Origin of the sequence: Mycobacterium sp. E2699 (assembly GCF_001666745.1) — a bacterium.
Classification (GTDB): domain Bacteria; phylum Actinomycetota; class Actinomycetes; order Mycobacteriales; family Mycobacteriaceae; genus Mycobacterium.
This window is the reverse complement of the sequence record NZ_LZJH01000019.1, coordinates 1-15,342: the sequence shown is the minus strand read 5'-3', so window position 1 is coordinate 15,342 and position 15,342 is coordinate 1. Positions and strand designations below refer to the sequence as shown.

8 protein-coding genes and 1 pseudogene are annotated in these 15,342 nt (G+C 65.4%); 7 read left to right on the top strand and 2 right to left on the bottom strand.

Annotated features, from left to right (window positions below; genetic code table 11):
* A partial coding sequence (locus A5696_RS26805; protein ID WP_156738207.1) for a PPE domain-containing protein occupies positions 1-242 on the bottom strand: 242 nt, incomplete at its 3' end.
* A gap of 227 nt (positions 243-469) precedes the next feature.
* Here A5696_RS26805 and A5696_RS01335 point away from each other — a divergent pair.
* The 7 genes and pseudogenes from A5696_RS01335 to A5696_RS26800 all read left to right on the top strand — a co-directional run.
* Positions 470-1,972: pseudogene (locus A5696_RS01335) on the top strand (PPE domain-containing protein); the annotation flags it as partial.
* A gap of 161 nt (positions 1,973-2,133) precedes the next feature.
* Positions 2,134-5,301 (top strand): adenylate/guanylate cyclase domain-containing protein, encoded by a 3,168-nt coding sequence (locus A5696_RS01330; protein ID WP_067872198.1) that lies wholly within the window; start codon positions 2,134-2,136, stop codon positions 5,299-5,301.
* The gene (locus A5696_RS01325; protein WP_067872195.1) at positions 5,298-7,943 is read left to right on the top strand and encodes an adenylate/guanylate cyclase domain-containing protein; all 2,646 of its coding nucleotides are present in this window, start codon (positions 5,298-5,300) and stop codon (positions 7,941-7,943) included. The genes A5696_RS01330 and A5696_RS01325 overlap by 4 nt, the downstream gene beginning before the upstream one ends.
* 135 nt (positions 7,944-8,078) lie before the next feature.
* Positions 8,079-8,603 (top strand): ester cyclase, encoded by a 525-nt coding sequence (locus tag A5696_RS01320; RefSeq protein ID WP_082968871.1) that lies wholly within the window; start codon positions 8,079-8,081, stop codon positions 8,601-8,603.
* Between the two features lie 78 nt (positions 8,604-8,681).
* Positions 8,682-11,846 carry an adenylate/guanylate cyclase domain-containing protein gene (locus A5696_RS01315; RefSeq protein WP_067872203.1) on the top strand — a complete coding sequence of 1,055 codons (3,165 nt, stop codon included), beginning with the start codon at positions 8,682-8,684 and terminating at the stop codon, positions 11,844-11,846.
* Positions 11,847-11,869: 23 nt separating this feature from the next.
* Complete coding sequence (locus A5696_RS01310; protein ID WP_067872206.1) at positions 11,870-14,503, top strand: AAA family ATPase; 2,634 nt, start codon at positions 11,870-11,872, stop codon at positions 14,501-14,503.
* 58 nt (positions 14,504-14,561) lie between these two features.
* Complete coding sequence (locus A5696_RS26800) at positions 14,562-15,005, top strand: VOC family protein (RefSeq protein WP_197516865.1); 444 nt, start codon at positions 14,562-14,564, stop codon at positions 15,003-15,005.
* A 234-nt stretch (positions 15,006-15,239) separates the two neighbouring features.
* On the opposite strand, the gene A5696_RS28155 is transcribed toward A5696_RS26800, so the two are convergent.
* On the bottom strand, positions 15,240-15,342 hold a 103-nt coding region (locus A5696_RS28155; protein ID WP_231964186.1), incomplete at its 5' end, for a hypothetical protein.

The following is a 15,342-nucleotide window of genomic DNA, read 5'->3' as shown; positions in this document are numbered from 1 at the left end:
GACGCCGCCGAGGTCAACCACGCCGAATACGGAACGGCTGCGGCGGCCATCGCCGCGGATGCAGGACCCTGCCACGCGTGACCAGCCAACGCCGAGGTCACCGAGGAAAACGATCCCGCGGCCGCACTCAACTCATCGGCCAGCCCGTCCCACGCCGCAGCGGCCGCCAACATTGGCGCTGACCCGGCACCGGAGAACATCCGGGACGAATTGATCTCCGGCGGGAGCACCAAAAAGCTCATGACCGCGGTCCCTTCTCAGCAGCGAGCCCCGGGAGCCAAAGTGTGCCGTTGCTCGGGTTCGCACGCAACCGCGACTGCGAGCGCTTGATCCCTGCGGTCCGGTCCGCAACGATCGTGCGGCGGCCGGGATTGGATTCCCGCCTAACGGGGTATGGGGCAGGCCGGAGAATGTACGTTGCTCCAGTGGCTGCTGAAGGTCTGATCAACGACGATCGAGGGGAGCAGTGATGAACTTTTCGGTGTTTCCGCCCGAGGTCAACTCGGTGCTCCTGCTTGATGGGCCGGGCCCGGGGCCGATGCTGGAGGCGGCGGCGGCCTGGGACGGGATCCGCAGTGAGTTGAGCGCGGCGGCAAGCGCATTCAGCTCCGTGACCTCGGACCTGGCCGGGCAGGCCTGGCAGGGCCCGTCGGCGGCGTCCATGACCAACGCGGCCGCCGGGTACGTGGACTGGCTGGGCGGGGCGGCCGCGCAAGCCGAGCAGTCGGCGGCCCAGGCGCGGGCGGCGGCCGTCGCCTACGAGGCCGCGCTGGCGACCATCGTGGACCCCGGGTCGATCACGGCCAATCGCGGCCAGCTGGTGTCGCTGGTGATGTCGAACCTGTTCGGTTTCAACGCTCCCGCGATTGCGGCTGTGGAATCCGACTACGAGGCGATGTGGGCCCAGGACGTGTCGGCGATGGTCGGCTATCGAGGTGTGGCCGCGGCGGCGGCCACCCAGTTGGGGTCGGTGCAGCAGTGGCTGCAAACTTTGCCGGGGCAGGTAGTTTCCCGCGCCGACGCGACCGCGGCAAACGTGAACATCAACTTGGGTCTGGGCAACACCGGAACCTTGAACCTCGGCGGCGGCAACAACGGCAACTACAACTTGGGCAGCGGCAACATCGGCAGCCAGAATCTGGGCAGCGGAAACATCGGCAACACCAACTTGGGCAGCGGAAACATCGGCCGTCTGAATCTGGGCAGCGGCAACATCGGCAACCTCAACCTGGGCAGCGCGAACGACGGCAGCAATAACGTCGGCAGCGCAAACTTCGGCAGTAATAACGTGGGCAGCGGAAACAACGGCAGCAATAACGTGGGCAGCGGAAACTACGGCAACGGTAACTTCGGTTTCGGGAACGCCGGTGTTGCGAGCGTGAACAATGGTAACGGCGACAATAATTATGGCTTCGGCAACACCGGCAGCAACAACATCGGTTTCGGCAACACCGGTAGCAACAACATCGGTTTCGGCAACTTCGGTAACAACGACTTCGGCATCGGGCTGACCGGCAATAACCAGTTTGGCTTCGGCGGCCTGAACTCGGGCGTCGGGAATCTGGGTTTCTTCAACTCCGGCAGCAACAACATCGGCATCGGCAACTCCGGCAGCAACAACGTCGGCTTCTTCAACTCCGGCATCGGAAACCTCGGCTTTGGGAACACCGGCATCACAAATGTCGGATTATTCAACAGCGGCGATTTCGGCACCGGCATCGCGAACGCAGGTTACGTCGACACGGGCTTGTTCAACGTCAACCTGTACGACACCGGCATCGCGAACGGGGGAGCATTCGACGTGGGGATAGGAAACGGGGGTCCCCACGATTCGGGTGGCTTCAACACGGGCGCGTTCAATGTGGGTGGTTTCAATTCGGGCAGCTACAACACGGGAATTGCCAACTCGGGCGACGGCAATACGGGCGGGTTCAACTCTGGTTCAGGGAATACCGGGTTCGGCGGCGCCATCACGTGAACGCCGAGCGGCGCTGAACGCGGTCTCGAAGTAGACGACATATAGGGCCTGGAAACCCTGTATCGGCAGTGCCCATTTGCGATGCCAACAGTGCCTCGCGGAGCGTGCGATCCCCTATTCTGTGAGGACCGGGGGCCGGATTGGCGGAGGGTCGGGTGACGGCCATAGCAGCGTGCCGGACGTGTGGCACCCAGCCGCGAGAGGGCGCCCGATTCTGTGACGGCTGCGGTGCACCGGTCACCGCGCAGGACACCCGTGCGGAGTACAAGCAGGTAACCGTCCTGTTCGCCGATGTGGTGCATTCCATGGACATCGCCGCGTCCGTGGGTGCGGAGCGCCTGCGCGAGATCATGGCAGACCTCGCCGGTCGCTGCGCGGCGGTGGTGCAACGGTACGGCGGCACGGTGGACAAGTTCACCGGCGACGGAATCATGGCGGTGTTCGGCGCGCCAGTCGCGTTGGAAGACCACGCCGTTCGGGGGTGTCGTGCGGCGCTGGGCATTCAAGATGCGACCAGCCGATTGGCCGCCGAGGTCAAAGATCGCGACGCTGTGGATCTGCAGTTGCGGGTGGGACTTAACTCCGGTCAGGTGATCGCCGGCGAGATCGGTTCGGGTGCACTGGGATACACCGCCGTAGGTGAGCAAGTAGGGATGGCCCAACGGCTGGAGTCGGTGGCCCCGCCGGGCGGAGTGATGCTCAGCGCATCGACAGCGCGACTGGCCGATGACGCTGCCACGCTCGGGGAATGTGAACAGATTCAGATCAAGGGCACCGATGCGCCGGTGCCCGCCTATCGCCTGTTGGGTATGGCAGAACGGGATGGCGCTGTCGGGCGTGCCGAGTCGAATCTGGTCGGTCGGCGGTGGGAGATGTTCGCCGTTGACGATTTGTTGGAGCGCGCGCTCGACGGCCACGGCGCAGTGGTCGGCGTCGTGGGGCCGCCCGGCATCGGTAAGAGCCGTCTGGTGCGCGAGGTGGCCGCGATGGCGCATCGACGCGGCGTGGAGGTGGTCACCACCTTCTGCGAGGCACACACCGGCCAAGTCCCATTCCACGCCGTGGAACGGCTGTTGCGCGCCGCGATCGGAGTCGAGGGGCTTGACAGGCAGAACGCTCGCGATCGAGTGCGTGACCGCGTTCCTGAAGCAGACCCCGAGGACTTGCTGTTGCTCCATGACCTGCTGCGCATCGCCGACCCGAACACCCCGCCTCCGGCGATCGATCCCGATGCCCGTCGGCGGCGGTTGACGGCGCTGCTGAATGGGGCGTCCCTGGCGCGAAAGACACCCGTCGTCTATGTCATTGAGGACGCTCATTGGATAGATGAGGTCAGCGAGTCGATGATCGCCGAGTTCCTCACGGTGATCCCGCAGACGCCCTCGCTGGTGTTGGTCACTTACCGTGCGGAGTATGAGGGGGCGTTGGCTCGGGTGCACGGCGCCCAGACCATCGCCCTTGCGCCCCTGAGTGATCCGGAGACGGCGGCGTTGGTGTCAGAGCTGCTCGGGCCCGACTCCTCGGTTCGTGTGCTGGGTCGGACGATCGCCGAGCGGGCCGCCGGTAACCCGTTCTTCGCCGAGGAGATCGTGCGTGAGCTCGCCGAGCGCGGCGTGTTGCGGGGACAGCCCGGTGCCCGTGTGTCGACCGCGGATGTGGCGGATGTCAGCGTGCCTGCCACTTTGCAGGCGACCATCGCCGCGCGCATCGATCGGCTCGACCCGAACGCCAAACGCACCCTCAGCGCGGCGGCGGTGATTGGCTCACGTTTCGGGCTGGGCGAATTAGAAATGCTTGGGATCGAACCGGTGATTGCTGACCTGATCGCAGCGCAGCTCATCGATCAGGTGAGGTTCACCCAGCAACTCGAGTATGTGTTTCACCATCCGCTCATTCGTTCGGTCGCTTATGAGGCTCAACTCAAATCGGACCGCGGCGAGTTGCACCGCCGGCTGGCCGCCGCGATCCAGGAGCGCGACCCGGCGTCGGTGGACGAAAACGCAGCGCTGATCGCCGAACACCTCGAAGCAGCCGGCGATCTGCACGCGGCATTCAACTGGCACATGCGCGCCGGCACATGGCTGACTCACCGCGACATCACCGCCGCGCGCGCGAGCTGGCAGCGCGCCCGCCACGTCGCTGATCGGCTGCCCGACAGTGATCGCGACCGCGCTGCGATGCGCATCGCTCCGCGCACCATGCTCTGCGCGACAGCCTGGCTGGCCGGGGGCAGCATGGCCGACACCGGCTTCGATGAACTGCGTGAACTCGCCGACGCCACAGGCGACAAGGTGTCGTTGGCCATGGGCATGACCGGGTGGGTTTCGGCACTGATCGTCCACGCGCGCTTCCAGGAAGCATCGCTGTTGAGTTTCGAACTCACCAGCCTGCTGGAGTCGATCGGCGACCCGATATTGACACTCGCGCTGCTCTACGCTCCGCTCACTGCCAAATACCAGACGGGTGAATTTGCCGAAGTGCTGCGGTTGGCGCAACGCATGATCGACCTGGCTGACGGCGACCCCGCCAAGGGCAACCTCATCATCGGATCTCCGCTGGCCGCGGCGATCGTAGTGCGGGGCTGCGCACGGTTCTTCCTCGGCGATCCGAGGTGGCGGCATGACTTCCACCAGTCCGCGTCGATGGCCCGGGCACTTGACGCGACGATCCGCGCGGTGATCCTGCTGTTCAAGTACGTTCTCACCATCTCCGGCGCGCTGACGTCGCCGGATGCGTCCGCCCTCGACGAGACGGCTGAGCTACTGGAGATCGCGGAGCGATCCGGTGACGATTTCACGCTGGCGTGCGCTCGCTTCATACGTGGGCTGACCCTCGTCGCCGGCGACGATTCCCACCACGGGGACGGTTTCGCCCTGCTTGTCGAGGCACGCGACGCCGCCGTGCGTGAGCGGTTCACAATGTCAGCGGCCTGGCTCGCCGACAGCCGTCTGGCCGAGGAGAAGGCCCGAACCGGCGATTTCGACGGGGCGATCGAGCTGTCGCGTTCGGTCGTAGAGAAAGCAATCGCCTCCGGCGGCACGATCTATATTGGCGCGTCGACCGTCGTCCTCGTGGAAGCCCTGCTAGCCAGAGGAACAGACGCCGACCTGCAGGACGCGCAGGCCGCCATCGACCAGCTCGCAGCGGTGCCCACCGAGCCTGGATTCATCATCCACGACCTATATCTACTGCGGCTGCGCGCAATGCAGGCCCAGGCGCACGGGGATGAGGCCACCTACCGCGACTATCGGAATCGTTACCGCGACATGGCGACATCCCTTGGCCTCGTAGGTCATATCTCGTGGGCTGAGGCGATGCCGTGACGGCCGCTGCCCCTTCGGGCGTGGTCACGTTTCTGTTCACCGATATTGAGGGGTCGACCCGTCGGTGGGAGTCCGACGCGGAGGCGATGCGACCGGCGCTCGTCGCCCACGACAAAGTGTTGCGCACCGCGATCGAGGCCTACGACGGGTTCTTGTTCAGTCACACGGGCGATGGTTTCGTGGCTGCCTTCGCGTCGCCGATGTGCGCTGTCAACGCGGCGATCGATGCGCAACGCGAGTTGCAGTTGCCGGTGCGGATGGGGATCGCCACCGGTGAGGCCGAGCTGCGAGACGGGGACTACTTCGGGACGGTGCTCAATCGCGCCGCCCGGGTGATGGCCGCCGGTCATGGTGGCCAGATCCTGTTGGCCGAGTCGACGGCGGGTCTGCTCACCGGAGTGGATCTGGTCGATCTGGGGTCGCGAAGGTTGCGGGACCTACCTACTCCGGTGGGTGTGTTCCAGGTGCGAGCGCCCGGGCTGCGGGCCGAGTTTCCGCCGTTGCGCACGCTTGATCCGACGCCCGGGAATTTGAGACCTCAGGCCACCAGCTTCATCGGCCGCGAATCCGAGGTCACGGATTTACAAGCGGTTCTGCGGACGCATCGCTTGGTGACGCTGACCGGGGTGGGTGGGGTCGGCAAGACCCGGCTCGCTCTCGAAGTGGCGCGGCGGCTGGCTGATGAATTCCCGGACGGGGTTTGGTTTTTCGAGCTGGCCGCGGTCACCGATCCTGCTGCGGTGCCCGACGCCGTCGCGGCGGTGTTGGGCATAACCCAACAGCCCGGCAAGAGCGTGAGCGAGTCGGTGGCCGGCGCCTTGGAAGGCAGGGTGCGGCTGCTGGTGTTCGACAATTGCGAGCACGTCCTGGTGGCTGCCGCCGATCTGATTGAGGCGATTCTCGTGCACTCGGCGACGGTGAAGATCTTGGCGACCAGCCGGGAAGGATTGGGGGTCGCCGACGAGCAACTCTGGCCGGTGCCGTCGCTGGACTTCGGAGAGGGGATCGGCTCTGCGGCAGTCGATTTGTTCGTCGAACGCGCTCACAGTGTGACCCCACGCTTCTCGATCGACCAGGTCGATGAAGGGGCCGCGGTGGTGGAGATCTGTCGCCGCCTGGACGGGATCCCGTTGGCCATCGAGTTGGCCGCGTCTCGGATGGCGTCGATGACCGCGGGCGAGCTGCGTGATCGGCTCGATCAGCGGTTCCGGCTGCTGGTCGGCTCGCGGCGCGGACTGGAACGCCACCACACCTTGCGCCACGCCGTGGCGTGGTCCTACGACCTGCTCGACGAGCCCGAAAAGGTGCTGCTGGAACGGTGTTCGGTGTTCGCGGGGGGATTCGACCTCGAAAGCGCCTGCGCCGTCATGGGTTCCGACGATGATCTCGCCACCCTGGATCTTCTCGATGCCCTGGTACGCAAGTCGTTACTGGTGGCTGATCGGTCCGGCGGTCGGACCCGGTTTTCGATGCTGGAGACGATCCGCCAGTTCGCTGAGGAACAACTCGTCGCCCGCGGCGAAGCGGCCGAGATTCGGGCGGCCCACGCGCGATACTTCGCCGGGCGGGAAGCCGACATCCTGGCCCTCTGGGACAGCCCCCGCCAGCGTGAGGCCTACGCCTGGTTGACCGTCGAGTTCGCCAATCTGCGCTCCGCGATTCGGTGGGCTACCGACCACGGTGATCTGGACGTCGCCGCCACCATCGCCAGCTATGCGGGGTGGCTCGGTGTTTCTGTCCAAACCCTTGAGCCGATCGCCTGGGCCGAAAAGCTGATCGAACCGGCCCGCGCGGTCGACCACCCGCGGCTGGCGTTCCTGTACGTGCTTGCGTCACAGTGCTACGCGACGGGCCGGATCGAGGCGGCGCTCAACTACAGCGAGGCCGGCCAGATCATTCTCGGCAGCAGCAGCGAGGCGCTGCCTTACGGCATCGAGGGAGTGCTTGGACTTGTGTACGCAGCCATCGGGCAGCCTGAGCGGTTGGCCGAGTTGTGCCGCGCCCAGCTCGCGCGCCGCCGCGACACCCACGTCCATATCCGGGCATGGCTGGTTGGCGGCCTTGCATTGGCCGGTTGCGGTGGGGAAGAGATGGAATGCGCGGATGGCCTTATCGAGGCTGCGGAGACAACCGGCAACCCGTTCTTCCTCTCATTGGCGCTCTGTGCCTACGGTGTGGCTTTCCGCGACGCGGATCCCGTCGTGGCGCTTAACGCCCTGGGCCGGGGTCTGGTGATCGCTCAAGACAGCGGCAACGGCACCATCGCGTCACTCCTGGGACTGCATCTGGCACGACTTGAGGCCGAACACGGCGACACCGTGTCCGCGTTCGATCACCTCATCCTGGCGATCCGCCTGAACCACGATTCGGGCAACATTACGACGCTCCTCGCCCAGCTGGCTGTCCTCGCCGTTCTTTTCGACCGGTTCGGACGCTTCGAACCGGCCGCCACCATCGCTGGGTTTGCACTCAGTCCTTTCTCTGCGTCGGCGGTCCCCGAATTCACCAAAGTGATCACCCACCTGGGCGCCGTTCTCGGGGAGGCCACCTACGAATCGCTCGCCCGCAAGGGTGAGGCGATGACGGTCGCCGAGATGGTGACGTACGCCTACGACCAAATCGACCAGGCCCAGCCGAGTTGAACGCCCGCTCGAAATAGAGGATCCAATGCCTATGATCCTGTTTCGCGATCCAAGCCCGCGTTGCGCCAGTGCGTTCCAGCCCTGAAGCGTGTTGGTCAACCGTAGGCCGGGAATTCCCCGAGAAAGGTGCTGGCGATGACCGCTTATGATCTTGCCGCGCTGTGGGAGGCTCACTGCCGGTACGAGTTTGAAACACGCGACGTGGACGCCACCATGTCCACCATGGTCGCGGAACCGTATGTCAACCACATCCCCACCATGACCGGTGGCGTCGGCTTCGAGAGCTTGCGACGCTTTTACGCACACCATTTCATCGGCGTGAATCCTCCCGATTTCGAACTCCTCCCGGTCAGCCGCACGGTCGGGGAGAGTTCCCTTGTCGACGAGTTCATCGTCCGTTTCACTCACACCACCCGGATGGACTGGATGCTGCCCGGCATCGAGCCCACCGGACGTGCAGTGCAGATTCCGACTGTGGCAATCGTGCAATTTCGGGAAGACAAACTCGTGCATGAGCACATCTACTGGGACCAAGCCAGCGTCCTCGTTCAACTCGGCTTGCTCGACCCCCACGGCCTTCCCGTCGCTGGGGCCGAGACCGCGCGCAAAGTGCTTGACGCCTCCGTGCCTAGCAACACACTGATGACTCCCTCGCAGTAGGACGCCTGAGTGCCCACCGCCTATCCTTGGAGAGCTGGAAACGCTGGGGGCCGGATCGGTGGAGGTCGGGTGAACGCCATGGCGGCGTGCCGGACGTGTGGCACCGAGCCCTTGGAGCGGGCCCGGTTTTGCCATGCCTGTGGCTCACCGGTTGAAGGCGCCAGTATCCGCGCGGAGTACAAGCAGGTCACGGTGCTGTTCGCCGACGTCGTCAAGTCCATGGACCTCGCGACGGCGGTGGGCGCGGAACGTTTGCGCGAGATCATGGCCGAGCTGGCCGACCGCTGTGCGGCGGTCGTGCGGCGCTATGGCGGCACGGTCGACAAGTTCACCGGCGACGGGATCATGGCGGTGTTCGGCGCGCCGGTGGCGTTGGAGGATCACGCCGTGCGTGCCTGCTTAGCGGCGTTAGGGGTTCAGGAGGAGGCCAAGCGGCTGGCCGTCGACGTGCGTCAACGCGACGGTTTGGACTTGCAATTGCGGGTAGGCCTCAATTCCGGTGAGGTGATTGCCGGTGAAATCGGTTCGGGCGCTTTCGGTTACACCGCTATCGGTGAACAGGTGGGCATGGCGCAGCGGATGGAGTCGGTGGCCCGGCCGGGTGCGGTGATGCTCAACGAATCCACGGCGCGCCTGGTCGAGGGCGCGGTGACTCTCGGTGAGGTTGACCGGGTCAGCATCAAGGGCACTGATCGACCGGTCTGCGCCGTGCGGCTGCTGGGCGTGCCGGAGCGGCGTCGGGCCGTCGGGCGTGCTGAGCCCGATCTTGTTGGTCGGCGCTGGGAGATGGCCGCCGTCGAGGGCTTGTTGCAGCGCGCCATCGAGGGTCACGGCGCGGTGGTCACCGTGGTCGGTCCACCGGGCATCGGCAAGAGCCGCCTGGTGCGCGAGGTGGCGGCGTTGGCGAGTCGCCGCGGTGTGGAGGTGTTCAGCACGTTCTGCGAGTCGCACACCAGCCAGGTCCCCTTCCATGCCGTGGCGCGGCTGCTGCGCGCGGCCACCGGCATCGAGGGTCTGGATGGGCACACCGCTCGCGAACGGGTGCGCAACCGGCTCAACGACGCTGACCCTGAGGACTTGCTGCTGTTGGACGACCTGCTGGGCATCGCCGACCCGGATGCTGCATTGCCGGCAATCGATCCCGATGCCCGGCGGCGCCGGTTGACCGCGCTGCTCAATGCCGCTTCCCTGGCTCGGGAAGCGCCGGTGGTCTACGTCGTTGAGGACGTGCATTGGATCGACGAGGTCAGCGAGTCGATGATCGCGGACTTTCTCACCGTGATCCCGCAGACCCTCTCGCTCGTGTTGGCCAGTTACCGCCCGGAGTACGAGGGGGCGCTGGGGCGAATACCCGGCGCTCAAACCATAGCGCTTGCGCCGCTGAGTGATTCAGAAACAACCGCACTGGTCTCAGGGTTGCTCGGCCCCGACCCGTCGGTGGGTGCACTGAGTCAGACGATCACCGAAAGAGCTGCCGGCAACCCATTTTTCGCCGAGGAGATCGTGCGTGAACTGGCGGACCGCGGTGTGCTGGACGGTGAGCGAGGCGGGTACGTATCGGCAGCGGACGTTGGCGAGGTCAGTGTGCCCGCCACCTTGCAGGCCACCATCGCCGCTCGCATCGACCGCCTCGACCCCGCGGTCAAACGCACCTTGAGCGCCGCAGCGGTCATCGGCTCGCGGTTCAGCAGCGAGTTGCTCGAATCGCTTGGCATTGAACCACTTCTCGACGACCTCGTGGCGGCCCAACTCATCGACCAGGTCAGGTTCACCCGCCAACTGCAATATATGTTTCATCACCCGCTGACTCGCGCGGTCGCCTACGAATCCCAGCTGAAATCGGATCGCGCCGAGTTGCACCGGCGCGTCGCTTCGGCAATCGAATCGCGTGACCCGGCCGCGGCGGAGGAGAATGCGGCCCTGATCGCCGAACATCTAGAGGCCGCCGGTGATTTGCACGCCGCCTACGGCTGGCACATGCGTGCCGCATCGTGGGCGACCAACCGTGACATCGGCGCAGCACGCCACAGTTGGGAGCGCGCCCAAAAAATCGCCGACGCCCTCCCCGTCGAGGACCCGGCCCGGGCGGCCATGCGCATCGCCCCGCGCACCATGCTGTGCGGGATTGCCTACCGAGTCCATATGAATGTTGCCGGTTCCCGCTTTGACGAGTTGAGGGAGTTGTGCAGCGCTACGGGGGATAAGGCGTCTTTGGCTATCGCCACCGCGGGCCTGGTAATCGACGAGGTGTTTCAGGGCCGGGTGCGCGAGGCATCGAGGCTGGCATCGGAAGCCATGGCCCTCGTCGAGTCGGTCGGCGATGCGACTTTCACGGTGGGGCTGTCCTACGGGCCGATCTTCGGCAAGCTGATAGCTGGAGAAGCCGGTGACGGGCTGCGCTGGTCGCAACGGGCCATCGACCTGGCTGATGGCGATCCGGTTAAAGGCAACTTCATCTATGCATCTCCGTTGGCGCTCGTCTGGGCGACCCGGACTTATGCCCGTTGTTGCCTGGGCCGTCCCGGGTGGCGAGACGACGTCGACCGCGCTTTGGCGATAGGCCGCAGCGCCGGGCAGGCCGACATCGTCGCGGCGGTCGCTTGCATAGTTTTCGGGTCGATACCCCTTGGCGTGCTGCGGCCCGACGATGCCGCGGTACGCGAGATCGAGGATGCCGTACGGATTGCCGAACGATCCGGCGATGACATGGCGTTGATGGTCGCCCAGGCGGCGCTCGGCAATGTGCTGCTCCACCGTCCAACGGCGGCGGAACGTGACCGCGGACAAGCGCTCCTGGCCGAGGTTAGAGAGGTGTTCTGGCGCCAGCGATATATCCTCTCGGCATTACCGGCCGTCGACCTCTATTTGGCGCGGGAGAGCGCACTACGTGGAGATCGCGATGAGGCCATACCACTGATGCGCTCCGCCCTCGACGAGCTGGTCCGCCAGGGACAGCTGTTGGGCGCCGGCATTATAGGGAGCAGTGTTCTGGTGGAGACACTGCTCGACCGCGGCGCCGACGGTGATGTAGCCGAAGCCGAGGCCGCCATCGAGCGGTTGGCATCGACGCCGGCCGAAGAAGGCCTGGTGATGCGCGACATCTGGCTGCTGCGGATGCGAGCCCTTCTGGCTCGCGCCAAGGGCGATGACATCGCCTATCGCGACTTTCGCGATCGCTACCGCGAAACGGCGAAAACCCTTGGCTTCGAGGGACATATCGAGTGGGCCGAGGCGATGCCGTGACGGCGGCTGCCCCGTCTGGGGTCGTGACGTTTTTGTTCACCGATATCGAGGGTTCAACCCGTCGGTGGGAAGCCGACGCGGATTCGATGCGGGCCGCACTCGCCGCGCATGACGAGGTGTTGTGCAAGGCGATCGAGGCGAACGGTGGCTTTCTGTTCAAGCGCACCGGTGACGGGGTGTGTGCCGCCTTCGCGTCCCCGCGGTCGGCGGTAGATGCGGCGGTGGCCGCGCAGCGGGCGTTGGAGTTGCCGGTGCGGATGGGGATCGCGACCGGCGAAGCCGAACTCTGCCAGGGTGATTACTTCGGGGCGGTGCTCAACCGTGCGGCGCGGGTGATGGCAGCCGGACATGGCCGCCAGATCCTGCTGGCCGACTCCACCGCGGGTCTGCTCACCGGAGTCGACCTTCTGGATTTGGGGTCGCGGCGGCTGCGGGATGTGCCCACCGCGGTGGGCGTGTTCCAGGTGCGAGCGCCAGGGCTGCAGACGGAGTTTCCGCCGTTGCGGACCGTCGACCGGAGTCCGGGGAACCTCCGTCCGAAGACCACGAGCTTCGTCGGGCGTGAGTCGGAGGTCGCTGAGCTGCGAGCCGCGATGAAGGCTCATCGGCTGTTGACGCTGACCGGGGTGGGTGGGGTCGGCAAGACCCGCCTGGCGACCGAGGTGGCCGCGCGGCTGACCGATGAGTTCCCGGACGGCGTCTGGTTTTTCGACTTGGCCGTGATCACTGATCCCGCTGCGGTGCCCGACGCGGTGGCCGCGGTGCTGGGCATCATCCAGCAACCCGGGAAGAGCATGGCAGACAGCGTCGCGGCTGCCTTGGAGGGCAGGGTCCGGCTGCTGGTGTTGGACAACTGCGAGCACGTCGTCGATAGCGTCGCCGAGCTAATCGAGGCTATCCTCGCCGCCTCGTCGACCGTCACAATTCTCGCGACCAGCCGCGAAGGATTGGGGGTCAGCGACGAACAGCTATGGCGCGTCCCGTCGCTCGATGTCAATTCCGGAATCGAATCCGCCGCAGTGGACTTGTTCATCGACCGCGCCCAAAGTGTGGTGTCGGACTTTTCGTTGCCGCAGTCTCGAGATGCGGATGCGGTAGTGGAAATCTGCCGCAGACTCGACGGCATCCCGTTGGCCGTCGAGTTGGCCGCTTCTCGGATGGCGTCGATGACCGTGATCGAGCTGCGTGATCGTCTCGATCAGCGGTTCCGGCTGCTGGTCGGATCGCGGCGTGGCCTGTCGCGCCACCAAACGCTGAGGCATGCCGTGGCGTGGTCCTACGACCTGCTCGACGAGCCGGAAAAGGTTCTGCTGGAGCGGTGTTCGGTGTTCTCCGGCGGGTTCGGCCTCGAAAGCGCCTGCGCCGTAGCTGGTTTCGATGACGAATTCACTACTTTAGACCTGCTCGATGCCTTGGTGCGCAAGTCGCTGCTGGTCGCCGACCGGTATTCGGGGCGGACCCGGTTTTCCATGTTGGAAACGATCCGCCAGTTCGCCGAGGAACAACTCGTTGCGCGCGGCGAAGCGGCCGAGATTCGGGCCGCCCACTCGCGGTACTTCGCAGGATGCGAAGCCGACATCATGGCGCTGTGGGACAGCCCCCGGCAGCGCGAGGCCTACGACTGGTTCAATATCGAGCTGGCCAACCTGCGCACCGCGTTTCGGTGGGCCGCCGACCACGGCGACCTGGATGTCGCCGCCACCATCGCCAGCTATGCGGGGTGGCTCGGTGCTGGGGTCCAAACCTTTGAGCCGGCAGCGTGGGCTGAAGAGCTGATCGAGCCCGCCCGCGTCGCTGAGCACCCGCGGCTGGCGTTCCTGTACGCAGTTGCATCGTGGTGCTTCACGACCGGACAGATCGAGGCGGCTGTCGGCTACGCCGACGCCGGGCAGATCGTTCTGGGCAGGGCCCGCGATGGGCTGCCGTACGGCATCGAAGCCTTTCTTGGATCTGTCTACCTAGCCATCGGGCAGCCCGAGCGGTTGGCCGAGTGGTGCGGCGCCCAGCTCGCACGCCGCCGCGATGCCCCGGTGTACCTCCGTGCATGGCTGGTTGGCGCCCTTGCAGTGGCCGGTGCCCGTGGGGAGGCGATGGATTGCGCGGATGGCCTCATCGAAGCTGCAGAGGCAACAGGCAACCCGCACGTGCTCGCGTGGGCGCTCACAGCCTACGGCGGCGCTTTCCGTGACGCAGATCCCGTCGCGGCGCTTGACGCCCTCCGCCGGGGTCTGGTGATCGCTCAAGACAGCGGCAACCGCATCAACGCGTCATCCCTGGTGCCCGGTCTGGCCCTACTTGAGGCCGAACACGGCGACACGCTGGCCGCGCTCGATCACCTGACTGTGGCGATCCGCAACTTCCACGATGCGGGCGACACCACCACGATCCGGGTCCCGCTGGCCGTCCTCGCCGTTGTTTTCGACCGGCTCGGACGCTACGAACCGGCGGCCACCATCGCCGGGTTCGCGCTCAGTCCCCTCGCCGCAACGGGGTTCCCCGAAATCACCACCGCGATCACCCACCTCCGCGATGTCCTAGGCGACCAAACCTACGAATCGCTCACCCGCAAGGGTGAGGCGATGACGGTCGCCGAGATGGTGACGTACGCCTACGACCAAATCGACCAGGCCCGAGCAGAACTCGAACGCCATAGGTGAATGCCTCTTCCGGAGCAGAGGCGCTCGGTGAGAGGCGGGCTACAGGATGGAGGCCGTAATGCCAGAACTCAAGGGCTTCTCCCATATCGATTTGACCGTCTCGGATCGTGAGCGAGCCGCAGCGTGGTGGCAGGAAGTCATGGGCTTCACGCCTGTATCGCGTTGGCGTGGCGACAGCTTTGATGTCATCACTCTGATGCACCCCGCGGGTCTAACCGTGTCAGTAATGACTCACGACGTACCGGAGAGCGGTTCGTTCGACGAACGGCGCATAGGCCTTGATCACCTCGCTTTTCAGGTTGCCGATCGAGATGAACTGCAGCGATGGGCAGCACACCTGGAGGCGAAGGGCGTACCGCAGTCAGGTATCGCTGATATGTCGTACGGGCCCACCCTGGTATTCCGCGATCCCGATAACATCCAACTCGAACTTTTCGTTACCCCGCTTGCGGAACTGGCGGGGAGAGCCATTGCCGAGGCGAGTTCAGCCTCCAGCGACTGAGGTGCAGCGCTGCCGTTCGATTCCTTGGACAGCGCAGCGTCGCCGCCTGGTGCTAGCCCAGGACAGCGGCAACCGCGTCACCGAGTCACACTGGCGATCAGTCTGTCCCATCAGCGTCGAATCCGGTCCAAGACTAGCCGGTGATTGGGGTGAGCATGGCGGAGCGGGCCTGGTTGTCGGCCAGGTAACGCAATCCAAATCTTCTACGCCCCAGCGTGTTTCAGATTCGCTACGTTAGTTGTTGGATGGTGGTGGTTGGGGTTGGAAGGGGTCGTACCACCACCAGTCGGCGCGTTCGCCGGTGGGTCCGGGGTAGGGCGCCACGGTGGGTGGGGGC